Annotated in this window: 24 protein-coding genes and 1 tRNA gene; 6 read left to right on the top strand and 19 right to left on the bottom strand. The window is 62.3% G+C overall.

The window, feature by feature from the left end; all coding sequences use genetic code 11:
• Window positions 1-50: 50 nt before the first annotated feature.
• The 3 genes from OXT71_06000 to OXT71_05990 all read right to left on the bottom strand — a co-directional run bounded on the left by OXT71_06000 (window position 51) and on the right by OXT71_05990 (window position 1,149).
• Complete coding sequence (locus OXT71_06000) at window positions 51-320, bottom strand: carboxymuconolactone decarboxylase family protein (protein ID MDE2925935.1); 270 nt, start codon at window positions 318-320, stop codon at window positions 51-53.
• Window positions 321-544: 224 nt separating this feature from the next.
• Window positions 545-823 (bottom strand): helix-turn-helix transcriptional regulator, encoded by a 279-nt coding sequence (locus tag OXT71_05995; GenBank protein ID MDE2925934.1) that lies wholly within the window; start codon window positions 821-823, stop codon window positions 545-547.
• A complete protein-coding gene (locus OXT71_05990) occupies window positions 820-1,149 on the bottom strand; it encodes a type II toxin-antitoxin system RelE/ParE family toxin (GenBank protein MDE2925933.1) in 330 nt (109 codons plus the stop codon). The genes OXT71_05995 and OXT71_05990 overlap by 4 nt, the downstream gene beginning before the upstream one ends.
• A gap of 183 nt (window positions 1,150-1,332) precedes the next feature.
• Between OXT71_05990 and lptD the strand changes: the two genes are divergently transcribed.
• The 4 genes from lptD (at window position 1,333) to dacB (ending at window position 6,652) form a co-directional block, all read left to right on the top strand.
• The gene (gene lptD / locus OXT71_05985; protein ID MDE2925932.1) at window positions 1,333-3,522 is read left to right on the top strand and encodes an LPS assembly protein LptD; all 2,190 of its coding nucleotides are present in this window, start codon (window positions 1,333-1,335) and stop codon (window positions 3,520-3,522) included.
• Between the two features lie 26 nt (window positions 3,523-3,548).
• Entirely contained in the window at window positions 3,549-4,061 is a 513-nt protein-coding gene (gene folK / locus OXT71_05980) for a 2-amino-4-hydroxy-6-hydroxymethyldihydropteridine diphosphokinase (protein MDE2925931.1), read from the top strand.
• Window positions 4,062-4,238: 177 nt separating this feature from the next.
• On the top strand, window positions 4,239-4,967 hold the full coding sequence (lepB, locus tag OXT71_05975; protein MDE2925930.1) for a signal peptidase I: 729 nt from the start codon (window positions 4,239-4,241) through the stop codon (window positions 4,965-4,967).
• Window positions 4,968-5,005: 38 nt separating this feature from the next.
• Window positions 5,006-6,652: a D-alanyl-D-alanine carboxypeptidase/D-alanyl-D-alanine-endopeptidase gene (gene dacB, locus OXT71_05970; GenBank protein ID MDE2925929.1), complete on the top strand. Its 1,647-nt coding sequence runs from the start codon at window positions 5,006-5,008 to the stop codon at window positions 6,650-6,652.
• A gap of 65 nt (window positions 6,653-6,717) precedes the next feature.
• On the opposite strand, the gene OXT71_05965 is transcribed toward dacB, so the two are convergent.
• The 8 genes from OXT71_05965 to ispG form a co-directional block, all read right to left on the bottom strand.
• A complete protein-coding gene (locus OXT71_05965; protein MDE2925928.1) occupies window positions 6,718-7,065 on the bottom strand; it encodes a type II toxin-antitoxin system PemK/MazF family toxin in 348 nt (115 codons plus the stop codon).
• A gap of 14 nt (window positions 7,066-7,079) precedes the next feature.
• Window positions 7,080-7,301 carry a ribbon-helix-helix domain-containing protein gene (locus OXT71_05960; GenBank protein ID MDE2925927.1) on the bottom strand — a complete coding sequence of 74 codons (222 nt, stop codon included), beginning with the start codon at window positions 7,299-7,301 and terminating at the stop codon, window positions 7,080-7,082.
• A gap of 117 nt (window positions 7,302-7,418) precedes the next feature.
• Entirely contained in the window at window positions 7,419-8,576 is a 1,158-nt protein-coding gene (bshA, locus tag OXT71_05955) for an N-acetyl-alpha-D-glucosaminyl L-malate synthase BshA (GenBank protein ID MDE2925926.1), read from the bottom strand.
• A gap of 81 nt (window positions 8,577-8,657) precedes the next feature.
• Window positions 8,658-9,980 (bottom strand): DUF4340 domain-containing protein, encoded by a 1,323-nt coding sequence (locus OXT71_05950; GenBank protein ID MDE2925925.1) that lies wholly within the window; start codon window positions 9,978-9,980, stop codon window positions 8,658-8,660.
• Between the two features lie 91 nt (window positions 9,981-10,071).
• Entirely contained in the window at window positions 10,072-11,745 is a 1,674-nt protein-coding gene (locus tag OXT71_05945) for a Gldg family protein (GenBank protein ID MDE2925924.1), read from the bottom strand.
• A gap of 1 nt (window position 11,746) precedes the next feature.
• Complete coding sequence (locus tag OXT71_05940) at window positions 11,747-12,535, bottom strand: ABC transporter permease (protein MDE2925923.1); 789 nt, start codon at window positions 12,533-12,535, stop codon at window positions 11,747-11,749.
• A complete protein-coding gene (locus OXT71_05935) occupies window positions 12,532-13,527 on the bottom strand; it encodes an ATP-binding cassette domain-containing protein (protein MDE2925922.1) in 996 nt (331 codons plus the stop codon). The genes OXT71_05940 and OXT71_05935 overlap by 4 nt, the downstream gene beginning before the upstream one ends.
• A gap of 80 nt (window positions 13,528-13,607) precedes the next feature.
• Window positions 13,608-14,858 (bottom strand): flavodoxin-dependent (E)-4-hydroxy-3-methylbut-2-enyl-diphosphate synthase, encoded by a 1,251-nt coding sequence (gene ispG, locus OXT71_05930; protein ID MDE2925921.1) that lies wholly within the window; start codon window positions 14,856-14,858, stop codon window positions 13,608-13,610.
• A 225-nt stretch (window positions 14,859-15,083) separates the two neighbouring features.
• Here ispG and OXT71_05925 point away from each other — a divergent pair, with 225 nt between their 5' ends.
• Both OXT71_05925 and OXT71_05920 read left to right on the top strand, forming a co-directional pair.
• Complete coding sequence (locus OXT71_05925; protein MDE2925920.1) at window positions 15,084-16,430, top strand: hypothetical protein; 1,347 nt, start codon at window positions 15,084-15,086, stop codon at window positions 16,428-16,430.
• A complete protein-coding gene (locus OXT71_05920) occupies window positions 16,411-17,727 on the top strand; it encodes an NAD(P)-binding domain-containing protein (GenBank protein ID MDE2925919.1) in 1,317 nt (438 codons plus the stop codon). Before OXT71_05925 ends, OXT71_05920 begins: the two co-directional genes overlap by 20 nt.
• Window positions 17,728-17,812: 85 nt before the next feature.
• On the opposite strand, the gene OXT71_05915 is transcribed toward OXT71_05920, so the two are convergent.
• The 8 genes from OXT71_05915 to OXT71_05880 form a co-directional block, all read right to left on the bottom strand.
• On the bottom strand, window positions 17,813-18,373 hold the full coding sequence (locus tag OXT71_05915) for a CoA pyrophosphatase (protein ID MDE2925918.1): 561 nt from the start codon (window positions 18,371-18,373) through the stop codon (window positions 17,813-17,815).
• Between the two features lie 27 nt (window positions 18,374-18,400).
• The gene (locus OXT71_05910) at window positions 18,401-18,841 is read right to left on the bottom strand and encodes a CBS domain-containing protein (GenBank protein ID MDE2925917.1); all 441 of its coding nucleotides are present in this window, start codon (window positions 18,839-18,841) and stop codon (window positions 18,401-18,403) included.
• Window positions 18,842-19,097: 256 nt separating this feature from the next.
• A tRNA-Leu gene (locus tag OXT71_05905) sits at window positions 19,098-19,186 on the bottom strand.
• A gap of 6 nt (window positions 19,187-19,192) precedes the next feature.
• Window positions 19,193-19,543, bottom strand: coding sequence for a preprotein translocase subunit SecG (gene secG, locus OXT71_05900; protein ID MDE2925916.1), 351 nt, complete (start codon window positions 19,541-19,543; stop codon window positions 19,193-19,195).
• 118 nt (window positions 19,544-19,661) lie between these two features.
• Window positions 19,662-20,390: a triose-phosphate isomerase gene (tpiA, locus tag OXT71_05895; GenBank protein ID MDE2925915.1), complete on the bottom strand. Its 729-nt coding sequence runs from the start codon at window positions 20,388-20,390 to the stop codon at window positions 19,662-19,664.
• 77 nt (window positions 20,391-20,467) lie between these two features.
• Window positions 20,468-21,661, bottom strand: coding sequence for a phosphoglycerate kinase (locus OXT71_05890; protein ID MDE2925914.1), 1,194 nt, complete (start codon window positions 21,659-21,661; stop codon window positions 20,468-20,470).
• A 188-nt stretch (window positions 21,662-21,849) separates the two neighbouring features.
• Window positions 21,850-22,848, bottom strand: a complete 999-nt coding sequence (gene gap / locus OXT71_05885) for a type I glyceraldehyde-3-phosphate dehydrogenase (GenBank protein MDE2925913.1) — start codon at window positions 22,846-22,848, stop codon at window positions 21,850-21,852.
• Window positions 22,849-22,935: 87 nt separating this feature from the next.
• Complete coding sequence (locus OXT71_05880; GenBank protein MDE2925912.1) at window positions 22,936-23,898, bottom strand: lysophospholipid acyltransferase family protein; 963 nt, start codon at window positions 23,896-23,898, stop codon at window positions 22,936-22,938.
• Window positions 23,899-24,090: the final 192 nt, after the last annotated feature.

Below are 24,090 nucleotides of genomic sequence, written 5' to 3'. Positions count from 1 at the left end.
GTTCTCCAGCCTCCTACTATAATATACGAACAATTACATGTTATGGGGTACTAGTCGAAGTGCTTCAGTTGCAAGCGCTCCGCGGCGTGGTCCGTCTGGTCGACCACGGAGGCGGCGGCGACCCCCATGGCAATGGAGATGGTCTCGCTGATCTCCTCCCGGGTGGCGCCGTACTTGAGGGCCTTTCGGAGATGTCCGTCGAGGCAACCCTCGCAATTGAATCCCAGGGACGCGGCGATGGCGATCAGCTCCTTCTGCTTGCGGTCGATGGGCGAAGACTTGTAGGTCTCCTGGTAGAACTTGAAGTAGATCTTCCGCATCCGGCGCTCGACCATGCTGTAAGAGGGCCATTTCTCCCGACTCCCCGGACTCTTCTTCACTGCCATATTGGGGAAAGGTTAGCACACCGCCGCGGGGCCGTTCCAGGCTGGCGCCAAGTGGTCAGCCCAGTCAGAGATTGCCGTTAAGCGTTGACAAAAGAGACCTTGCCGCCAGTCGGCATCAGGGGCAGGACACCTGCCCCAGCCGTTCAAACTACGAGCCGTCAGACAAGCTCAAATCGCACTTCACGGCGGACAGCCCTGGCCGCTTTCTGCAGAGTCGCTAGAGTAACGGAATCGTTCTCGGGGTTGAGCAGGCGATCAAGTTGTGACCGGCTTGTCTTCATCCGACGCGCCATCTCAGCCTTCGATAGACCGCCATCACGCATCGCGGCCTCCAGTTGGCGAACTAGTACACGCTTGATGGCCACGGCTGTGACTTCCTCCCGGATGCCTTCCTCGCACAGCCAGCTGTCAAATGAGCTTCCAATATTCTTCTTCATCGTTCCTTTCCCTGTTTGCGTCTGAGCGCCAAATCGATTTCCCTACGCGGTGTCTTCCGGCTCTTCTTGATAAATCCGTTCAGCAGCACCATTCGGCTCTCTTCAATGCAGAAGATCACCCGTCCTATCTTGCCACCGGTCAGATTGCTACGGACTTCCCAGAGGCCGCGACCCAGCGAGCGCACGAGCGAAATACCGATCGGAAAAGAGTACTCGACATCTTTGATGTCCTCGCCGATGATCTTCCGATCAACTGGGTGAAGGCTCCGGAGCCACTCGCGAACTGGCTCTCGACCGCCGTCGGTCCGGTAAAAATATGCGGGCAACCGTTTGAACCCCTGAGCCACATTGGAGAGTACCAACTTTGGTACATAACGTCAAAGGACACCGTCAAGATGACATCGATACGATCACCGACGCCGCAGTTCTTAGTCACCACTCCAGGAGGCAACGGAGTCGGCAGGCCGACGAAACGGGCTTCCGAGCAATTCTGCTACTATCTTTGACCCGTGTCTGCCGTTGGGATTCTACTGCTGCTGGCCCTCCCCGCCATGGGCCAATCCCGGGACCGGGCAAGGGTCGAACTGGTGTCCGAGCACGGACCCGTCACCATCGAGGCCGACCGGCTCGCCCGGGAATCGAAGGATCTCTGGGTTGCCGAAGGGCAGGTGGTCGTCACCCATCAGGACGGCACCATCGAAGCCGGGAGGATGACCTACGATTCCCGGACCGGCCAGCTCCTGATCCTGGAGAGTTTCGAGGTGAAACGGGGGGACCTGCGGCTCAAGGGTTCCGACGGAGAGCTGAACCTGGAAACCCAAACGGGGATTCTAAGGCAAGTGGAGGGCTCGACCGACAGGAACATCCTGGTCCAGGCAGAGACCCTGCACAAGACCGGTCCCGACAGCTATGAAGCGCGAAACGGTTTTCTGACCGCTTGTGAGGAAGCCGTCCCCAAGTGGAGCTTCACCGTCAAAAAGGGGACCATCACGAGCGGCGAGAGGGCTCGAATTCACCACACCTTCTTCAAGATCAAGAACATCCCGGTCTTCTACTTCCCCTTCATGTCGATTCCCACGGAGAAGAAGGAACGTTCCAGCGGATTCCTGCTTCCCAGCACCGGCTCCTCCGACAACAAGGGCCGGCGGTTGAGCCAGTCGATCTATCTGGTCCTGGGCCGGAGCACCGACATCATCTTCCATGAGGACTACTACTCCAAGCGTGGCTTCGGACATGGCTTCGCCCTTCGGACCCGGCCCAACCAGACCAGCTCTCTGGAGTTGGATGGGTACCTGATCAAAGACAGCATGGAACAGGGAGGCGCCAGCCTCAATGGCCAGGGCGAAACCCGGTTCGGAAACGGCTACCGGGCGGTGGCCGATTTCAACTTCGTCTCCAATTTCACCTTTCGGCAGGTGTTCTCGGACAACTTCTTCACCGCCACCCGGCCCACGGAAAGCTCTACCCTCTTTATGACCAGGAACCAGGGATCGAGGAGCCTCAACGTCTCGTTCTCCCGGGAAGAGACCTTCTTTCCGGAGGGAAACGTCGTCGTCCAGAGCGCACCGGGCGCCCAGTTCCGATTGAGCGGCCACAAACTTCGGGACATTCCGGTATACCTGGATCTGGACACGTCGGCGGAGGGATTGACGCGGCGCGATTCGCTGCTGGAGACCTCGGGCCTGACCCAGCGCCTGGACTTCTTTCCTCAGATCTACGCATCCCTTCCACTGGCCCAGGGCCTCCGGCTGACTCCGAGACTGGCCTTTCGGGAGACCTTCTACGGGAACAGTCTGGCCGAGACAGGCGATGGCGACTCACGGGACGTGTTCAACGAAGAGAGCTTCTCGCGCCGCTATGCCGAATTGACGGTGGACCTGAAGGGATGGGGCCTCTCGCGGATCTACGGCGACCCTGCGCAGGGCGGGCGCATGAAGCACCTGATCGAGCCCACATTCCGATACCAGTACCGGACCGGCATCGATCGGTTCGATCGGCTTCTCCGTTTCGACCATCTGGAATCCATCACCGATACCAACGAAGTGGAATACGGACTCTTCAACCGCTTCTTCGTCAAACGCCGGACCCCCCACGGGTCCCAGACGCACGAATTGCTGGCCCTCAAGCTGGTCCAGAAGCACTTTCTGGACCCCGACTTCGGCGGTGCTTTCCAAGCCGGCGCCGTGAACCAGTTTCTCTCGTTCCACTCCCTCACCGGCTTTCCCTTCGGGGGTCTGCGAAGAGGTTTTTCTCCCATCACGGCAGTGGCGCGCGTCACGCCGGAACCCCGCGTCAATTTCGATGTCCGCACGGATTACGACCCCGATTTCCACCGCGTCCGCAACGTCGCTGTCATGGGTTTCGTCCACAGCGAGCGATTCCTTCTGGGCACCGCCTACTTCGTGACCCGGGAGCTGGAGCCGGGCACGATTCAGACCAACCAGGTCCAGGGACAGATCGCGTTGGGACACCTGGGACGAGGCGCGTCCCTGTCGAGCACCCTCAGCTACGACGTCCACTCCGCCCGATTCCTGAACTACCGCACCCGCCTCAACTATTTTTGGGACTGTTGCGGGATCTCGCTTGATTTCGTGGGGTTCAACGTCGGAGTGCGCCAGGAGAACCAGATCCGGTTTTCCTTTTACCTCAAGGGAATCGGAACCATTGGCACCATCAAACAGCCCCGGAGCGTCTTCTGACGATTTCTCCCACCGAGGCTGCCATCCTGCTTTCACTCGGGTCCAATCTGGGCCGCCGGGAACTCTACCTGGCTCGCGCTTTGAACCGTTTGGACGAACGGGGAGTGGAACCGGTTCTCTGCTCTTCGGTGTACGAGACCGAACCCGTGGGAGGTGTGGACCAAGGCCTTTTTCTGAACCTGGTTTGCCAGGTCGAGACCCGCCAAGCCCCCGCATCCCTGCTGGCCACCTGCCTGGAGGTCGAGTCCTCGCTGGGCCGGTCGCGCAACATCGCCATGGGACCGCGCAACATCGACATCGACATTCTCTTTTTCGGCCGGGAGATCGTCCGCCGGCGGGACCTGCAGATCCCCCATCCTCGATTCCGGAACCGCAGGTTCGTCCTGGTCCCCTTGAACGAGATTCTGCCCTGCTTCAAAGACCCGATTACGGGGAGAAGGCCGGACGAATTGCTCCGGCTCTGCCCGGACCGGACGCGGGTCACAAATTATTGCGCGGCCGCGCGTCACCCGGCGCCGACTTACTGGAAGATCGGATAACGCTGCCGTCCGGGTCCCGGAGCCGGTTGGATCCCGTGCGGCCATCACCATCGGCTGGTATACTCGGCGGCGTTTTTCGGGACTTGCCGAGGGTGCGATTTCCGGCCGCATGACCGTGGTTGAATCGGGAGAGACCTTTGGCATGACTGGCCGTGACCCATTCGGGGCCGAGGCAGGATGAAAGAGAACGAGCCTCAAGAAACTTCCGCCAAGCAGGAGAGCACCCTGCGGGAGTACTTCGTCACCACCGTCGTCTGCACCATCTTCGCGCTTTTCGTCACCACCTTCGTGGTTCACCCGATGACGGTTCCGACGCCTTCCATGGAACCGACGATTCTGGTGGGAGACCGGTTGCTGATCGACAAGTTCAGTTTTCGCAACGGTTACTACCCGGGTCTTCCGCTGGCCCCCGAGCGCGAGATCAGGCGGGGAGACATCGTCGTCTTCAAATTCCCCAACAACCCGGACACTCTCTACGTGAAACGAGCCATCGGGTTGCCCGGTGAGGAGTTGGAGATTCGCGGGGGAACGGTCTACATCAACGGATCAGCGTTGGAGGAGCCCTACAAGGTGCATCGCGATTCCGCCCTCGACGATGGACGGAACTATCCGCGCGATCCCCATCGGGGCAACCGCCGGAACAATACGGCCACCATCAAAATTCCGGACGGCAACTATTTCGTCATGGGGGACAACCGCGACGACAGCGCCGACAGCCGCTACTTTGGTTTTCTGCCCCGAAGCCATATCGTGGGCCGGCCCCTGGTGGTCTTCTGGTCTTACGAGGACGCGTCGGATGCCTATCTGAAGAGCTCGATCCCCGAGATGCTCGGCCTGTACCTGGAGAGGATCGTCTTTTTCGTGACCCGGACCCGATGGAGCCGGATGGGGCACGTCGTCAGTTGAACCGGGGGCCGCTGGAGGGCCGGGAGGACGCACCAGGAGTGATCAGAACGCTGCTGGCCTATTGTTCGCGATTTGGCGCATGCCTCGCCAGCCGGTACCGCCGGCGAAGCCGCCTCTACCAGGCGGGAGTCCTGGGACTCGTGGCGGCGACCTCCACCAGTCTCGCCTTCTGGTTGCAGACCGGCTCGGTACGGACGCCATCCCCCGGGACCCCGCCCGCCGCAGTTGAAGCAAATCCCGATCCATCTGCGGCCGCCCCGTCTTCTCAGCCGGAGGTCGCTGACGAAACCCGCCGGCCCGATCCCGACTTGGCACGGAAGATCGACGCTCTGCTGGACAGCAAGCGGTACCGCCGCGCCTCATGGGGAGTCGATGTGCGCTACGTCGACGGAGGAGCCGTTCTCTATTCCCGGAATCCCCTGAAATACTTCATTCCGGCCAGCAACATGAAGGTGTTCACGACGGCTGCGGTCCTGGACCGTCTGGGACCCAACTTCCGATTCGAAACCCGCCTCGGCTACGAGGGGCAACTCCAGGAGAACGGGGTTCTGACCGGAGACCTGGTCCTGATCGGGGGAGGAGATCCCGGCTTGGCCAACAAGCTGGGCTCCGGGTCCATATTCCAGCACCTGGACACCATGGCCCGGGAGGTGGAACGGGCAGGCATCCGCCTGATCCAAGGGGACGTGATCGGCGACGACTCCTTCTTCTCCTATGCGCCCCACGGACGAGGATGGAACAAGAAGGACCTGGAGTACCACTACGCCCCTCGAGTCTCCGCCCTCTCCTTCTACGACAACCTCCTGAACCTGGTGGCCCGTCCCGGCAGACGGACCGGACAGCCCATCCGTCTTGCCAGCTACCCCTCCAACTCCCTTTTCCAATTGGTCAACATGGGCACCACCGTCGCGGATGGTCCGCAAGCCACCGGATACCTCTTCCGGTCCCTGGGAAACCACAAGGCGGTCATCAGCGGCCAGATCCCCGTCAGCAGTCCGGGCTGGACTCGCCGGATCACGATGGAGGATCCCGCCCTGTACACGGCAACACTCTTGAGGGACCGTCTTCGCAAGCGAGGCATTCGGCTCGCAGGCTCGGTCCGCTCGCGTCACACCGCGCCGGCAGACGGCGTGGAAACGCAGATCATTTACGTCCACGAGTCCCCGCCTCTGATCCAGGTCATCTTTCGGGTCAATAGGGAGAGTCACAATCTCTACGCCGAGATCCTGCTCCGGACCCTGGGCGCCGTCGTCAAGGGCCGCGGAAGCGATTCGGGCGGACTCGAGGTGGTTTACGAGTTGCTTCGTGAAGCGGGGGTACCGTTGCGCCTCACCGACCTTCAGGACGGATCCGGGCTCTCGGAGCAGAACCTGATCACACCCCGGGCGCAGTCGCTGTTACTTCGGCACGTGGCGGGAAAGTCCTTCTTCCCCTTCTTCCTGGGGAGTCTGCCCGTTGCCGGCAGAAACGGCACGCTGAGCGGGCGGATGGGGGGGACATCCGCTGCCAACCGCGTCTTCGCCAAGACCGGGACCCTTTCCAACGCCATCACCCTGGGCGGCTACGTCCAATCCCGATCCTCGGAATTGTTGGCCTTTTCCATCCTGGTCAACGACCACCGCTTCGGTCACTGGAACGCCCGCCGCGGCATCGACCAGATCTGCAGCCTGCTGGCCCGGCATTAGGAAATCCTGACTACACCATGGCGGGATAAGCTCCGGATTTCCCAGCCGAGCGCCAATCCTTGCCGTTACAGATCCAGATGCAGACGGAGAGCATCGTCGATCTCATCCATGGTCCGCAATGGTACTCGGCCGATCCGAGCCTGGAGCCGTTCGATTGCGACGGCACGAACCTGCTCGGCCTGGGCCTTCGAATCACGACTCAGGCCACAGGAGCGGGCATGGAGGCGGACTTGGAACGGGTACACCTTCCGCACGCTGCCAGTCACCGGAACCACGGTAACGACTCCACGTCCCAATCCGGTGGCACTCTGGTTGGCACCATTGTTGCTCACGATCACTGCCGGGCGGCGATATGCTGCCTCAGCGCCCGCCGGGATGCTGAAATCTACTGTCCAGATGTCACCCCGACGCACCTGTTGCAACCGGTTCAAGGTTTCAGTCCGTCAGTGGTTGAACGGTCCCATGCGTCGGCGTCGTCTCCGTAATCCCATTCATCCCACGCGGCCGCGTAGTCGCGAGCGAGATCCGTCGTACGCAAAAGGTGCAGCGCTGCCCGAACCACTGCGGACCGAGACTTGATGCCTTGAGAGCGGGCATAGTCGTCGAGAAAGCCGACTTCTTCTTCGCCGAGGCTGATGCTGAGTTTCATCCCGTCTATGCTACCTAAAATACTACTACTTATGCTACTGGTGATCGCGGTCAGGGTAGCGCTTCCGGGCAAAAACCACAGGACCTTTACTAGATCTCGCGCCCGTCACCGGGTGGCTCAAACCGTGCCGCTATTCCCGCGCCTTCGAACCGGCCGAACGCCTTTTTCGATGGTCTCCCGGTAGTAGGCCTCATAGAGGGGCGCGACATGTTGCGCCGAATAGCGCTGGGCACGCTTCCGGCAATTGATTCTGAGTTGCCCCAGCCGATCCTCCGCAAGCAGGCTCAAGGCGGCCTGAGCCATGCCGGCCACATCACCCACCGGGTGGAGCAGGCCGGTCTCGTCTTCCCGGATCAACTCCGGGACCCCGCCCACGCGCGTGGCCACCACCGGAACTCCGCAGGCCATGGCCTCCAGCGCCGCCAGGCCGAAGCTCTCTGTCTCGCTGGGCAGCAGCATAAGGTCGCAGACCGAAAGGTAGTTTTCGATGGCGTCCACCATGCCGACGAAGAAGACCGAATCACCGATCCCCAACTCGCTGGCCAGATACTGGGCGTTGGAACGCTCGACCCCGTCGCCGATCATGAGCAGGACGGCCGGGATCTGCTGACGTACCCGGTGAAAGATCCGGACCACGTCGTCCACCCGCTTGACCGGCCGGAAATTGGACAGGTGGACCAGGATCTTCTCGCCGCGGGGGGCGAAACGCCGGTGAACCTCGGGCGAAAAGCGCCGCTGCATGCGGTCCACGTCCACGAAGTTGGGAATCACGCGGATATCGCACTCGCTGCAGAACTCCCGCAGAGTCGCCTCCTTGAGGAAATGACTCACCGCCGTGACCCCGTCGCTCTGGCGGAGTCCAAACTGGGTGACGGACAGATAGGAATGGTCCCGGCCCACCAGCGTGATGTCGGTGCCGTGGAGGGTCGTGATCACCGGAACCCAGCGGGGATGGATCATCTCCCGGGCCAGGTAGCCGCTGATGGCGTGGGGAATCGCGTAGTGGACGTGCAACAGGTCAAGATTCTCCCGCTTGATCACCTCCACCATCTTGGTGGCCAGGGCCAAGTCGTAGGGAACATACTCGAAGAGGGGGTAGGCCATGGCTTCCACTTCGTGGAAGAAGATGCGTTCCCCCAACTCCAGCAGCCGGCTGGGCATGGACGAGCTGATGATGTGAACCCGGTGACCCCTCTGGGCCAAGCACTGCGACAACTCGGTCGCCACGATGCCGCTGCCGCCGTAGGTCGGGTAGCACGTGATGCCGACGTTCATGGCAATTGGGGCGGCAATCCGGTCAGGCCTGCCGGGAATGGCGGGTTTGAACGCGCCGCGGTGAGCCCGGCCATCCCGGGTTCAAACGATCTCGTCCACCTTGAACTGGATCTTTTGGAACGCTTCCTCGGAAATGGCGCCGGTGCGGCCCGATTCCATCTTTCGAGCCACATGGCGTTTCCCCTGTCGGGCAAACTGGAAGTTCCGGACGGACCCGTCTTTCAATTCGATCCGCACCCGGACCTGAGGCGCGGGAAGGTCCGTCCCCGCCTCGACGGAACCGGCGTCGATGGACTCGAACTTGATGTCATCCATGGGATACCAGAACTTGTAGGCCAGCGCCTCCTTGCCTTTTTGTTCCTCCGGCTTTTCCAGGATCCACTTGTAATCTTCGCGGCGGGCATGGATCTCCTGGTCCCCGACCATCACCACAACGGTGGCGACATCATCCTGGTCCACGTCGACGACGTCCTTGTCACGAAATTCCCACAGCTCCTGGACCAGCTTGTCCCGGACCTCCCTGCCGATGCTGAAGACGGGAGACCGGGAGGGATTGCGCGCCAGATACTGATCCTCGGCCTCCTCGAACTCGTTTCCCAGCTCCAGGGTCTCCCACTGATCCTGACCCTCCTGCTGGAAACGGACCCTGAGTTGCGGCTTCTCCAGCCCGTACCGGCCCAATTCATCGCTCTCCTCGGCGACGAACTGCTTCGCCTCGGCGAATTCCAGCGACGACAGGAGACCCGTCACGGCGCTCTGGTCGGCCGCCTCCTGGAGAGGCGATTCCAGCATCCACTTGCCGTTCTCCTTCTTGAGCCGCAGCTTCTCCGAAGCGCGATAGATCTCGACGACCGCGACCTTGTCCCGCTCCATGGAGATCACTTTCTTGTCGCGCCAATCCATCAACTTCTTGTCCGCCGTGGTGAAGAGACGATCCGACACCACGTGAACCTGCGAATCGCCCTGGACCTGGACATAGACTTTGCTTCCCGTGAAGTCGTCGCTGCCCACGCTCAGTACTCTGCTCTCGTCATCCGCCCCGACCGTGAGTTTGAGACGGGGTTCGGCCAGTCCGTACTCCTCGGGTCCCGCGCCCACCTCCTCGAACGTCCGGTCGATGCGTGCCGTCCCCAGGTCGCGAACCAGAGAGTCGACGCTGGTCTTGTCGGCGGGCCCCTCCAGCGGCGCCTTGAGGGCCCAGCCCTCGCCGATCCTCTCCAGGAGAATCGAATCTTGACCGGGACGGTCCATCCTGACCGAACTGATCTGGTCCTGTTCCAGACGGAGCAGGCTCTCCTCCCGCTCCTTGGCCGCTTGCCGCGTCTTCTCGCCTTCGATCTCGTAGAAATAGACCCAGAGGACCAGGGCCAGGAATGCAACAAAGAGGACGCCGATCTTTTTCATGGTCATCGTCCGGAAACCGCTCGGGAGCCGGCCCCGTCCCCGGAGCCGCTCCCGGGAGTCCACCGGGGCCCGGCTCAGGTGCCGCCGAGCCTTACTTCCGCCTGAGCCACACCGCCATGCCGAACACCAGGGTCACCAGCGGCATGAGGATGACGGTGGCCCAGAACATCAGAGTCGATTCTCTCCGGGTCAGATTGACTCTGCGGTTCTCCGGATCCCTGGACTGGACCGCCACCAGGTCCGTGTCCTCCGCCAGCCAACTGACGGTCATCCGCAGGAAATCGCCGTTGGCGGACGTGGTGGAGTAGGCATTGGTGGCGAAATCGGAATCGCCCACCAGGACGATGCGCGACTCGCGGGATTCGGCATCACTCTCGCCGCCATCCTCCCCACCGGCGTGAGGATCCGGTTCAGGAGACGCCTCTCCGGCGCTGTCCTGGTCTCCACCCTCTGCGTGGTGGGACGACTCCTCTCCTTCCGGTTCGCCACCGGTCTGAACGGTCTTCACCGCCACGGCCGCCAGAGCCAGGGGCCCCTGGATGTCCTTGCCCTCATCGAATGCCGCTTCGTTGCCCTCCAGGTCCGTTTCTCCCCAACTTCTGGCAGACGTGGAGAAGAGCTTCGACGAGCTGTACCCCAGCGGGCTGTCGGTCGTCTTCACGCTCTGAGCCATGGGGAAAAAGGTCATGACACCGCGCAATTCATCCGTGATCGCGTGCGTTTCGTAACTGGAGACGATAGGCGCGGCCACCCCCAGGCCGAAGAGCTGACCGACTCCACTGGCGTCGATCACCACGTTCCCGTCCACGCCCAATCCGTACTCCCCCAAAAGGCCGTCCATGGAGAACCGGGTCCGGGGGTCCAGCATCAGAAGCAGTTTCCCTCCGCCCTCCAGGTATTCCTTCAAGAGCCCGACCTCATTGGGGAGAAAGCTCACCGTGGGACCGGCGGAGATGAGAACGGCGGGATCTTCGGGCAGATCATTCTCCTGCGCCAGGTTGTAGCTCCGGACCACGTAGTTCTGCCTCTCGATCGCCTCCTTGACCTGGGACAACCCTTCAGGGCCCGATTCCTCCAGGCTCCGCTCTCCGTGACCCGTCAGGAAGTAGACGATCTTCTGTCCCTCGCGTGTCACCTTGATGATGGCGTTGGTGATCTTGGCTTCGTCAAAATCATCCACGATCTCGGTCCTGGCTCCGGCGGCCACGGCGATCTGGCCAAAGCGTTCCACGTCGAACTGGGCCACGCGGCCCGGCTCTTTCTGCGGGTCCACCACTTCGTAGTTGACCCGGGTGGAGACGTAGCGGTACTGCTGCATCAACTCCTCGAAGGCTCCGGACTGGATCTCGTCCTGGAAAAAACCCACCACCTGGATCTCTCCTTCCAGGGCTTCGACCACCTTCCGGCTCTGGCTGGAAAGGGAGAAGAGCTGATTCTCCGTCAAGTCGATTCTCCGGTTGTGTCGCAGATTGAGGAAACTCAACAGGCACACGATGGCGACCACCAGCACCGTGGAAGCGCCCGCGGCGGCGCCGTGGCGACCCCGGCGGGAGGTCAAGCCTGACCGAAGCTGACCCAGGTTCAGGACGCCCCAGAGAATCAGCAGGCCGGCGCCACCGTAGATCGCCGCCTGGGCCTTCCAGTCCCAGAGATTGTTGACGGAATAGTAGAAGTAGCCGCCGATCAGGCCTCCCGCGCCGGCGTAGATCAGGGTCTCGGAGGTGCCGAAAACCGAGACCAGGGGCTGAATCAGTTTCTTGAGCACTTCAGGACCTCCATTTCGGGGAGTTCAGGGAAACCGAAGTCAGAAAGAGTCCCATGAAGATCAGCGACAGATAGAAGAACACGTGGCTGGTGTCCAGGACTCCCCTGGTGAAGTCTTCGTAGTGGTTCATGATGGAGAGGTAGCGCAAGACTTCGTTGCCCAGCGTCGATCCGGTGCCGGCCATCCAATCCACCACCCAAAGGATGAGGAAGAAACCGAAGGAGAGAATCCCTGCCACGATCTGGCTCTCGGTCAGTGAGGACGCGAAGATTCCCAGGCTCAGGAGCGAACCGCCCAGCAGGAAGGCTCCCAGAAATCCGTTGAGAACGGGAGTCAAGGCCGGCAGCGGATCGCTGTAGAAATAAAGGAGGCACATGTTGAGGATGGTGGGAACCAGCATCACCAGGAGGAAGACCATGACCGCCGTGAACTTGCCCAGAATCAGTTGCAGGTGGGTCAGGGGCGAGGTGAAAAGCAGCTCCACGGTGCCCCGCTTCTTTTCTTCCGCGAAGACGCCCATGGTGATCAGGGGCATGAGGAAAAGAAATATGGTGCTGATGATGCTGAAGAAGCTGTTCATGATGACCGAGAACACATCCACCGGAGGCGGTGCGGACCCGAACTGCTGGGATTGCAATCCCATCTGCTGGACCCTCTCGATGAAGGAGGTGGTGATTCCGAAGAAGAAGTAGCCCGAAACCGCGAAGAAGACGCCCAGAACGGCATAGGCGATGGGACTGACGAAGAATCCGTACAGTTCCTTGCTGACAATGGCGAAATAGTTCCTCACGATGGCGCCTCCCCCTCCCGATCCGGATCGTCCCCTTCCCGGAGGGCGCTCTCCGCCGTTTCTTCCTCGGTGGTCAACTCCACGAAGACATCCTCAAGGCTGACGGAACGGACCTTCAACTCATAGAGATCGAGTCCATTCCGGATCACCTGGCGGGCCACCGCGTGGCGGATCTCGGTCTGGCCGTCCGCCTCCACCAGCACGGACGAAAGGCCGTTCTGCGGTTCTTCGACCGCCACTCGCCGCACGTGGGGGAGGGCGTTCAGCAATTCCTCAACGCGGCCGGTGTCGCCGCCCACCGTCAGGTCGATCTGTTCCCCGCCCTGCACCTGGCTGGTCAGGTTCTGGGGAGAATCGACGGCCACGATGCGTCCGCGGCTGATGATGATGACCCGGTCGCAGGTCATGCTCACTTCGGGCAGGATGTGAGTGGAGAGGATGATGGTGTGCTCACCCCGGAGACTGCCGATGAGCTCCCGGAATTCGATGATCTGCCTGGGGTCCAGACCGATGGTCGGTTCGTCCAGAATCAGGACGTCCGGGTCGTGGATCAGGGCCTGGGCCAATCCGACCCGTTGCCGGAAACCCTTGGACAGGTGCTTGATCAAGCGTTCGCCCTGACCCGACAGTCCGCACCGGTCCTTGACGATCTCCATTCGGTCGCGCGTTTCCGAACTGGTCACTCCCTTGATGGTGGCCACGAATCGAAGGTAGCTGTCCACCGTCATTTCGGTGTACAGGGGTGGGCTCTCGGGCAGGTATCCCACACGGCTCTTGGCCTCCAACGGATGCTCGAAGACGTCGTACCCGGCCACCACGGCCCGTCCCTGCGTGGCGGGGAAGAAGCCGGCCAGGATCCTCATGGTGGTGGTCTTTCCGGCTCCGTTGGGGCCCAGAAACCCGAGGATCTCTCCCTGGTGAACCTGGAAGCTCACGTCTTCGATGGCCGCCAGCAGCCCGTATCGTTTGGTCAGATGTTCCACCTCGATCATCTGCGTCCAATCTCCTGGAAAATCTCTCTGGAAATGAAGAATATTCAGGAACCGCCGGTGGCGGCTCCCGGCTCGAGACGCTAGGTCGGACCCAGCCCGGCGCTCCTCGACACTTCTCGAGACTCGCCGTACCGGTCCGTCACATAATCTTCCAATATCCGAATGAACCGGTCGGAGATCCCATCTCCCCGCAGGGTCGTGAATTGCCGTCCGTCCACGTAGACGGGCGCCTTCGGCTCTTCGCCGCTCCCCGGAAGGGAAATGCCGATGTCCGCATGCTTGGACTCCCCGGGGCCGTTGACGATGCAACCCATGACCGCCACCTTGAGTTCCTCGACGCCCGGATAGAGTTTCTTCCAGTCCACCATCCTAAGACGAAGGTGCCGTTCGATTTGTTCCGCCAATTCCTGGAAGAAGCTGCTGGTCGTTCGCCCGCAACCGGGACAGGCGCTGACCTGGGGGCTGAAGCTGCGGAGGTTGAGGGATTGGAGAATCTGTTGGGCCACACGAACCTCTTCGGCTCTGCTGGCTCCGGGCAATGGGGTCAGACTCACCCGGATGGTCTCCCCGATTCCATCGTGCAACAGGACACCCAGAGCTGCCGAACTGGCCACGATCCCGCGACTTCCCATGCCCGCTTCAGTCAGCCCCAGATGCAGAGGATAGTCACCGGAGCGTCCCAGGACCCGGTAGATCCGAATCAGCTCGGGTGCCGAGGACACCTTGGCGCTCAGAATGATGCGGTTTTTGGGAAGGCCGTACTCCCGGGCCAGTTCCGCGGACTCAAGGGCACTGGCCACGATGGCCTCCTCGAGCACCTCGCCGGCGCCCCTGGGCGCGGCCCGGGCCGCGTTGACCTCCATCAGCCGCGACAGCAGGTCCTGGTCCAACGAGCCCCAGTTGACTCCGATGCGAACCGGCTTGTCATATTCCAGCGCCAACTGAATCAGCCGCCGGAAGTTCTGGTCGCGATAGCGGCCCTTTCCCACGTTGCCGGGATTGATCCGGAACTTGCTCAGGGAACGGGCGCAGTCGGGATGGCGGCTGAGAAGCAGGTGGCCGTTGTAGTGGAAGTCTCCCACGATGGGCGCATCGTTCCCCTCTCCTCTCAACCGGCGTACGATTTCGCCGACGGACCGGGCTGCTGCGTTGCTGTTGACCGTGATCCGGACAATCTCGGATCCGGCGCCGGCCAGTTCCCGGATTTGACGGACCGTGGCCCCCACGTCGGCGGTATCCGTATTGGTCATGGACTGGACCACGATGGGCGCATCGCCGCCGACGGCGACGTCCCCCACCATGACCTGAACCGTCTTTCTGACCCCGGACATGGGCGAAATTCTACCTTACGGTCCACTTTCGCAACAACCCGGAAGGCCCTCGGAAGCACCCGGCCGACGCCCTCCGGAGAGCCGGACAAGTTGTGATGGACGGTCCGATTTCGTATCATGAAACTGCCCGTTTCGAGGCGCGGATCCGGGCTTTGGTGCGGCCATGAAGGTGCCGGGAGCGAGTTTCCGACTCGTCCATTTTTCCCTCGAAGGAGTGATTCGACGATGACCGATATCATGGAACGCCTCCTGGAAGCGTCGAGCCCGAAGGAGTTTTCGGGCTGCATGAAGGAGGCTCAGACCCATTACCCGGCTCCCGCCGATTTCGTGGAAGCGGTGGCGGGCTACCTTCCCACCCGCTTGTATGAGAGCTACTACGGCGATTCGGTTCCCCGCGGCTTCTTCGGAATCATGGCGGCCACCGAGGCCCAGACCGTTCTGCCCGAGGAAACCGGGTGGCGCCCCTATGTTCAGCAGACCTGGAGCGCCGCGAGGGAGCGGAAGCGGACTCCATGGAACCTGGACAAGATCAGCGCCCAAAACCAGGAGAGCCTGCAAAAGCGCTGGCACCACTTCACCCAAGCCGCCGAGTCGGCCGACGTGCCCGCTTCGCTGGCATGGGCCAAGGGATTTCTGGCCAACCCCTCGGACCGGGACTATTTCCGGACCCAGGGACTGTCCTACGCCCTGGCCGATACGGCTCATGGAGGGTTCAAATTTCTCTACCTGCACCAGGCCTGGAAGCTGGCTCAATCGCTCCGGTGGAAGAACCTGGAAGCAATCCTCTTCCCTGCCCTTCATTTCCTGGTGGCCGGACCCCGTGAGAAACAGCTTTCGGCCCAGGTCCGGGAGTACTGGCAGGCCAATCCCCTGACTGCGGCCCTGAAGAACAACGGGACCGTTTCCGAGGAACTTCGCTCCCGTTTCGAACAGAGCTGCCTCTTCGGAGAATCGACCGGCGAGGCGCTCGACGCCGTGGCGCTTCTGAGTCGATCCGGCGCAGGTGTGGATGTCATCCGGGACCTGCTGCTGATGACCGCGGCTCAGGCCGTGGCCAACTCGCGGACCGGTCATTGGCCGGATCCGGCCCGCGCCTTGAACTTCGTATACCTGTTGCGAGACTGGTCCAATCTGGTGGAGCCCCACCGCCGGACCTTTGCCTTGTTGTTGGGAGCCGCCCTGATCCACCAGGCGTCGGCGAAGAGTTCCGAGGGCGGACAGAATCGCGATCTGGACCAGCTTCCCGGTCATCTCCTTCCCGAAGACGCTACCCAGGTCCTGCGCAGCGTGGTCAGCCATTCGGACCCGTACGCGTCCGCCACGGCGGCCCAGGTCATTCTGGACCGGAATTCCGGGAACGGCGCCGGCCTGGCGGCGACTCTGATGGACTTGGCGGTCAAGAACGACGGGCACGTCTGCGGCGGAGATGACATCCTTCTGGTCAAGGCGGCTTCAGATTGCTACCAGGCCTCTTCGGCGACGGACAAAAGCCGGTATCTGGTCGCCACGGCTTTCTTTTTGGGGCGGATTCCCAAGAGCTACGAGCTTTTCGGTGCCTACGGCTTCAAATAGACCCGCAGAGAACAGAGTTGAGGAGAGACGGTCGCCCACGACCAGCGATCTCGCCATCATCGGCGCCGGTCCCATCGGCTTGGAGGCGGCGAGCCGGGCAGTCCTGGCCGGTCTGAACGTCGTCGTCTTCGAGAAAGGGCAGGTGGGGCACCACCTCTCCCAATGGGGTCACGTCCGGCTGTTCAGTCCCTTCCGGATGAACCACTCGGATTGGGGCCTGGAGTTGATCAAGGCCGCCTTTCCGAAGCGTCCCCTGCCTCATCCCGACAGCTACCCGACCGGCTCGGAAATGGTCGAGACCTACCTCAAGCCGTTGTCCCGGATTCCTCAACTCTCGGGCCGCGTCCTGGAGGGGATCGTGGTCCGGTCGGTGGGCCGGCAGGGGCTGGGCAAGCACGACCTCCTGGGCAAGCCGGAGCGTTCGCATCACCCCTTCAGATTGCTGGTTGAACAAGCAGGACAGAGCTGGATCCACAGGTCCCGGTCCGTCGTCGACGCCTCCGGCGTCTATTCCCGTCCCCAATTCATGGGCAACGGCAACATCGCCGCACCCGGCGAGTCCGAGGCGCAACAGGCTGCACCCGAACATTTTCACCGGCACCTGGTGGACTTGAATGGAAACCGGCGTTCCATGTTCGCCGGGCGGCGGGTGCTTCTGGTGGGAGGCGGTTATTCGGCGGCGACGACCTTGGAAGCCCTCCGCGAGCTGACCGAGACGGCGCCCCGCACCCGCGTTTACTGGGTCAACTGCTCGGTCGACACCGTTCCTTACGAGCGTTACCCGGACGATCCCTTTCCCTACCGGGACCGGATCGCCGCCCTGGCCAATTCTCTGGCCCGACGCCCGCCCTCCTGGTTGTCGTACCTGGGAGGCTCCATGGTGGACGAGATCCTGTCCTGGTCCCCGCAGGGTCCCTTCCGGGTCGTGGTTGATGCAACTCGGAACGGAGGCCGCAGACGGCGGGAGATCGAGGTGGACGAGATCATCGCACACGTGGGATTCGAGCCGGACAACTCCATCTACCGGCAACTTCAAGTCCACGAGTGCTACGCCACCTCGGGGCCCATAAAACTTGCGGCCAGCCTCCTGGGAGGATCCGGCGATTGCGGCGATCAGGCCTCCCCCGATCTCGACCTCCTGAAGAATCCGGAGCCCGACTTCTTCATCGTGGGCAACAAGAGCTACGGGACGAATTCCACGTTTCTGATCCGGCAAGGCGTGGTTCAGGTGAGGTTGATCATCGACCACTTGGCGAACCGGCTCAAAGCCCGGCATCGCCCGGCGCCGGTTGCCTGACCGGTGCGCGTCTGGAATCGACCTTGGATTCCTGCGGCACCGTCCGCCTGGGAGACCGTCACGAGGGACACCACCAGGGTCGCTCCTACCAGTCTCCCATCGCATCCAGAAAATCCTTGATCATGCGGGCCGTCAGGCCCCAGACGGAATCGCCCTGGTAATCGTAGAAGTAGACGGGAAACGGACGGCCGCCGCGATGCCGCGTCTCCACCAAGGGACGGGTGTCGCGGAAAAATGCGTAGGGCACCTGAAGGACCCGATCCACTTCCGAGGGACTCGGAGTCAGGGAGAGCCCCGGTTTCAGATAGCCCACGTAACAGGCGACATGGATGTCGGTCACGGCGTGATAGTCGTGAAACCGGCCGAGGAGCTCCACGTACTCCGGCTCGATCCCCACCTCCTCGCCGGTCTCCCTCAGAGCCGTCTGCCAGAGGGAGCGATCACCGCACTCCTCCACACCTCCCGGAAAACAGATCTGCCCCTTGTGGGTCGCGACTTCCTGGGTCCGCTTGGTCAGAAGGAAACAGGGTTCGCCCCCGCGATCCAGAAGACCCATGAGGACGGCTGCCTGAGCTTTGGAGGCGACTGGATTCCGGTGCGGCGGAATCCGCAACAAACGCTGCCGGATCCGCTCCTTCCACGCCACTTCCAAGGGAACGACTCCTGGTCCGGGTCAATCGGCGGGCCCGCCGGAGATGTATTGCTCCAACTGCCTGATGGTGAACTCCTGCTCGGAGATGATGGACTTGACGACGTCGCCGATGGAGATCATCCCCACCAGTTCTCCCCCCTCCATCACCGGAAGATGCCGGATCCGCTTTTGGGTCATGAGCCCCATGCAATCCTCCATGCCCTGCTCGGGCCGGACATAGACCACCTTTCGGCTCATGATTTCCCGGACCCGCGTACTGTGGGAGGCCTTTCCCTTGAGGATCACCTTCCTGGCGTAGTCCCGCTCCGAGAAAATACCCACGAGACGCCCCGACTCCAGCACCAGAAGCGCTCCGATGTTCTTTTCGGCCATGAGCTTGAGAGCCTCCAGAACAGACGTGCCGGGGCTCACGGACCAGACGTCGTATCCCTTGGAGTGGAGCAATTGGCGGACCGTCTTCATGGTGCGGCGTCTTCCCGTGGTTCCACCGATCCCGACCCGGTCAACGATGCCGGACCCGGATTCAAGGGGCGAAGTACTGGTTGTCCCGTTCCCAGTCGAAATACCCGCCCAGCGCCGGGACAGGTGGCAAGAACCCAACCCGGCTACGAGAGAGTCGCCGGCAGGAGTCCAGGAGTCTGCGCTCTCGCAGGAGACTAGCTCCTGCCGCGCAGGCGTCCAGGGTCGGGGCTTTCCTTGAGAACGCTTTCAAGTAGCATGGTGCCGGAGGCGGGATTCGAACCCGCACACTCGTTTCGAGCGCCACCCCCTCAAGATGGTGTGTCTGCCAAGTTCCACCACTCCGGCACGAATCTATTGCTGGCCCTCCGGCGCGGCCTCGGCCGGTGGGGTTTCCGAAGGCGTTTGCGACTCGGGAACCGCGGATTCCGGAGTTGCTCCCGTTACGGGCACGTCCTCCATCACCGTTGACTCGGTCCCCTGGGTGAAGAGAATCGCCAATCCCAAAGAGGTCACCATGAAGATCACGGCACACAAAGTGGTCCCCTTGGTGAGAAGCGTCGCCGCCGACCGGGCGCCGAACGCCGTCTGGCTGGTGGTCCCGCCGAAGGCGGACGCCAAGTCTCCCGCCTTTCCCGACTGCAGGAGAACGACGAGAATCAAAACGATGCAGGCAAGCAGGTGAAGTATCGTCAAGAGGGTCATTTTGATCTATCGATGCCTCCACAGGCCGCCTCCGACGCCAAGCCGGGCGGCCAATTCCAAAATCCGCGAACTCCGGTCTTTTTCGGTCTCCGAAAAACGGGCCGTGGGCCCATTATACTCATTTGAACTCGACAATCCGTAAGAAAGACCCGGCGTCGAGACTGGCGCCGCCGACCAGAGCCCCGTCGATGTTCTCCCGGCTCATCAGCTCTCCTGCGTTGGCCGGTTTGACGCTTCCGCCGTAGAGGATCCTGGCCGCGGCCGCCATGTCCGCCGAACAGCGCCGGGCCAGCCATTCCCGGATCATGCCATGCACCTGGTCGGCGATGTCCGGAGTCGCCGTCATGCCGGTGCCGATGGCCCAGACCGGCTCGTAGGCCACCACCAAGCCGCCCAGACGCGAGGCCTCCACCCCGGCCAGCGCTCCCGAAAGCTGCGCCTGGATCACTTCTTCCGCCCGGCCGGACTCCCGTTGGGACAGAGACTCGCCGACACACAGAATCGGGATCAGAGGCGTGGAGAGAACGGCCCTGAGCTTGCGGGAGACGGTCTCCTCCGTTTCGGAGAAATACTGGCGCCTTTCCGAGTGTCCCAGCAGGACATACCTGCAACCGCAATCCAGGAGCATCCCGGCCGAAATCTCGCCGGTAAAGGCGCCTTCGTCCTCCCAATGGAGGTTCTGTCCCCCCACTTGGATTCCGGACCCGGAGAGGGCCTCATGGACGGCCGCCAACGCGGTGAAGGCCGGGCACACCAACACTTCGCGAGACTGCAGCGCAGGACCGCCGTCCAGGAGGGCCTTCAGCCGCGCGGCCGTCTCCCTGGCTTCGGAGACGGTTTTGAACATCTTCCAGTTTGCCGCAATGATGGGTTTTCTCTGATGACTCACCTTGATCCCTCCACTGAATGCAGGTTCCCAGGGGTTCAACCGCTGCCCGACAGGACCGCAACCCCAGGTAGGGTCTTTCCGGCCAGGTAGTCCAGGGACGCTCCCCCGCCGGTGGACACGTGATCGATGGCATCCCGGACTCCGGCCCGGACGACGGCGGCCGCCGAGTCGCCGCCGCCGACGACGGAAAAGGCCCGGGAAGCCCCCACCGACCGGGCCACCCCCAGCGTGCCGGCGGCGAACTCCTCCACTTCGAATACACCGAGCGGCCCGTTCCAGATGACGGTTTCCGCCTTTTCGATCTCCTGGTGGAAACGCCGCCGGGTTCCGGGTCCGATATCCAACCCCATCTTGTCAGGCGGGAGAGAGTCCACCGGGACCGTCCAGGTCTCCTCTCCAGCAGCGCACTTCCGGGCGACCACGACATCCTCGGGAAGCACCAGGCGAGTCCCGGACTTCTTGGCTTCCCGGAGCGCCTTCCGGGCCGTCTCCAGACAGGATTCCTCCACCAGCGACCGTCCCACGTCGACTCCGAGAGCCTTCAGGAAGGTAAAGGCCATGCCTCCTCCCATCAGGATCGTATCCGCCAAGGACAGGAAGTTTTCGATCACGCCGATCTTGCCCGACACCTTGGCGCCGCCCAGTATGGCCACCACCGGAGGGCGGGGGTCCGAGAGGACCCGGTCCAGGTGACGGAGCTCCTTTTCCATCAGGAGGCCAGCGGCTCCGCGTCCCAGGAAGGTGGGGACGCCCACGGTCGAGGCATGGGATCGATGTGCGGTCCCGAACGCGTCGTTGACGTACTCCTCCGCGGGAGCCGCCAGCCGGGCCGCGAAATCAGCGTCGTTCTCCACCTCCGCGGAATGGAATCTCAGGTTTTCCAGCAGCAGGATTTCCCCCGGTCCGAGGGAATTCACGGCCCGCCGGACCGGCGGGCCCAGGCAGTCCCCGACGAATCGAACCGGACTTCCCAACAGCGACGAGAGACTGCCGGAGACCGGTTCCAGAGACAGGGACGGGTCGCGCTTGCCCCCGGGCCGGCCCAGGTGGGACGCCAACACCACTCTCGCGCCCTTTTCGACGGCGACCCTGATGCTGGGAATCGAGGCCCGGACACGGGTGTCGTCGACGACCCGTCCTGCCTGGATCGGAACGTTGTAGTCGACTCGGAGGAAGAGCGTTCTTTCCGACAGTTCCAGATCTCGAATGGATTGCTTGCGTGGGTACACTTGAACTCACCTTGTGGGAGATTCCGGACCGAAGACGGGAAACGGCCGGTGGCATCATGTCCAACTGGCGCTTCTCCGGTCCCGCCACGGTGGATCGTTATTCTGGAGTTCGGCGGCTAGAAAGCCGCCGCTCCCGGCGGTAAGAAAACCGCCGCTCCCTGCGACTGGAAAGTCGCCGCTCCTCTCCGCTAGTTGCCGCCCACCAACTCGGTCAACTCCAGGACCCGGTTGGAGTAACCCCACTCGTTGTCGTACCAGGCCAGAACCTTGACCATGTTGTTGGAGAGCGTCTTGGTGAAGGGGCCGTCCACGACAGCCGAGGCGGGATTCCGGTTGAAGTCGGTGGAGACCAGCTCTTCTTCCGTGTACTCCAGGATCCCGTTCAGTTCTCCCTCGGCCGCGCTGCGGAGGGCGTCCTTCACCTCTTCCGCATCCACGTCGGTCTCCAGGGTTGCCGTGAGATCCACCAACGAGACGGTGTGTGTCGGAACCCGGATGGAGATGCCGTCCAGACGACCCTGCAACTCAGGCAACACCAAGGTCACCGCGCGCGCCGCACCGGTGGTGGTGGGAATCATGGACACGGCCGCGGCGCGGGCGCGCCTCAGATCGGAATGGGGCAGGTCCAGGATCTGCTGATCGTTGGTATAGCTGTGAATAGTCGTCATCAATCCCTTGGCCAGGCCGAACCGACGGTGGAGAACTTTGGCCACGGGAGCCAGGCAATTGGTGGTGCAACTGGCATTGGAGATGATGGAGTGATTTTCCGGGTCGTAGTCCTCCTCGTTGACCCCGAGACAGACGGTGACGTCGGGACCCTTGGCGGGCGCGCTGATGATCACCTTTCCCACCGAGCCGCCCAGATGCTTCGCGGCCAGCTCCCTCTTGGTGAAGAAACCGGTGGATTCGATGACCAGCTCGACTCCCTCATCGCTCCAAGGAATCCGGCCCGGGTCGCGCTGGGAGAAAATCCGGATGGGCCGGCCGCCCACGACCATGTTGTCTCCCTCCACTTCCACGCCTTGCTGCAAGCGGCCGTAAACCGAGTCGTAGCGCAACAGGTGCGCCAGCGTCCGCGGACTGGTGATGTCATTGATGGCCACGACCTCCACCGGCGTCTCCCGGTCCAGGGCCGCCCGAAACACGTTCCTGCCAATTCGTCCGAAACCGTTGATTCCAACTCTCAATTCCGTCTCCTCCTGCTTGATCCTCGCTCTTCGAAAAACGGCGGCCAGTATATCAGTCCCCACGGCGGACCGGCCGGCTGGTTCTACTTACGGGCTCGTTCCCCCGGACCCATCTCCGGCGGCGGATTCCGTGTAGGGATCCGAGCCGCCGTTTCGAGTGTGGAAACGGCGGTGCCCCCAGAGCCAGCAGTGGGGAAACTCGCGAACCATATCTTCGATGTACCGGTTGAACCGGGCGGTGTTGGTCCGGGCGTCTTCCGCGTCATTCCCGGTCCTGACCAATTCCACGCGCCGGTAGAAGCGGATCCGGTAGCGGCCCCGCCGCCGGCCCGGATAGATGAATCCGGGAACCACGGGATGGGAGGTCCTCAGGGCCAGCGCCGCCACTCCGGCATGAGTGCTGGCCAAACGTCCGAACAGAGGAACGAACACTCCGTCCTTCCGCTGAGTGTTCTGATCGATAAGCAGCCCCACGTCGTTTCCCCGGGAAAGCCCTCGAAAGATCCTTCTCATGGAATGCCGTTTGGGCAGGACCCGGTTGCCGGGCCAACTCCGGATCCGGGTGATCCACGCCTCCAGATAGGGATTGTCGAGAGGGCGCACGACAAAACTCAAGGGATGCCCGGCAAGTGCGTGGGCCGCCGGGAGCAGTTCCCAGCAGCTCACGTGGGCGGTCAGGAAAATCACCGATCCGGTCCGGCTCTTGGCCTCCAGGTAGTTTTCCAATCCCCGCCCCGGCTCGTAGTTCACCCGGCTGCGGACCTCTGAAGCCCTCTGCCGATTCAGACGGCTCACTTCGACGGCGTGGTGACCTTGCTGGCGGTAACTTTCCCGCAGCACATTTCGGCGCCAGCCCTCGTCGCTGTCCGGAAACGCGATCCCCAGGTTGATCATGCCGATGCGCCGGTGCCTGGCGTCGGCCAGATAGACCAGTTCGGCGATGCCCCGGCAGAGAGAGTAGGCGAGGATCCGGGGCATTATCCCCACCAGCTCCACGAAACCGCGAACCATGAGATAGACCGGGAGATCGAACCAGCGACGTAGCTTCATGGAAACGGACCCACGGAAAAAGGAGCATCGTCCATCCCGACCCGGATTCCGCCGCGGCCGCGATCAGACTTCGACGCCCCCGAATCAGGCCAAATTCAAGACTTCCACACCGCCTGTCCGGCTTCAAGTCGAGGCGCGCATGGCGACTTTCAGCCCTGATCCCTAGAATTGGTTGAAGAAGGCACCGACAGC

Source organism: Acidobacteriota bacterium (assembly GCA_028874215.1).
Lineage (GTDB): Bacteria > Acidobacteriota > UBA6911 > RPQK01 > JAJDTT01 > JAJDTT01.
This window is presented reverse-complemented; position numbering and strand designations above follow the sequence as displayed.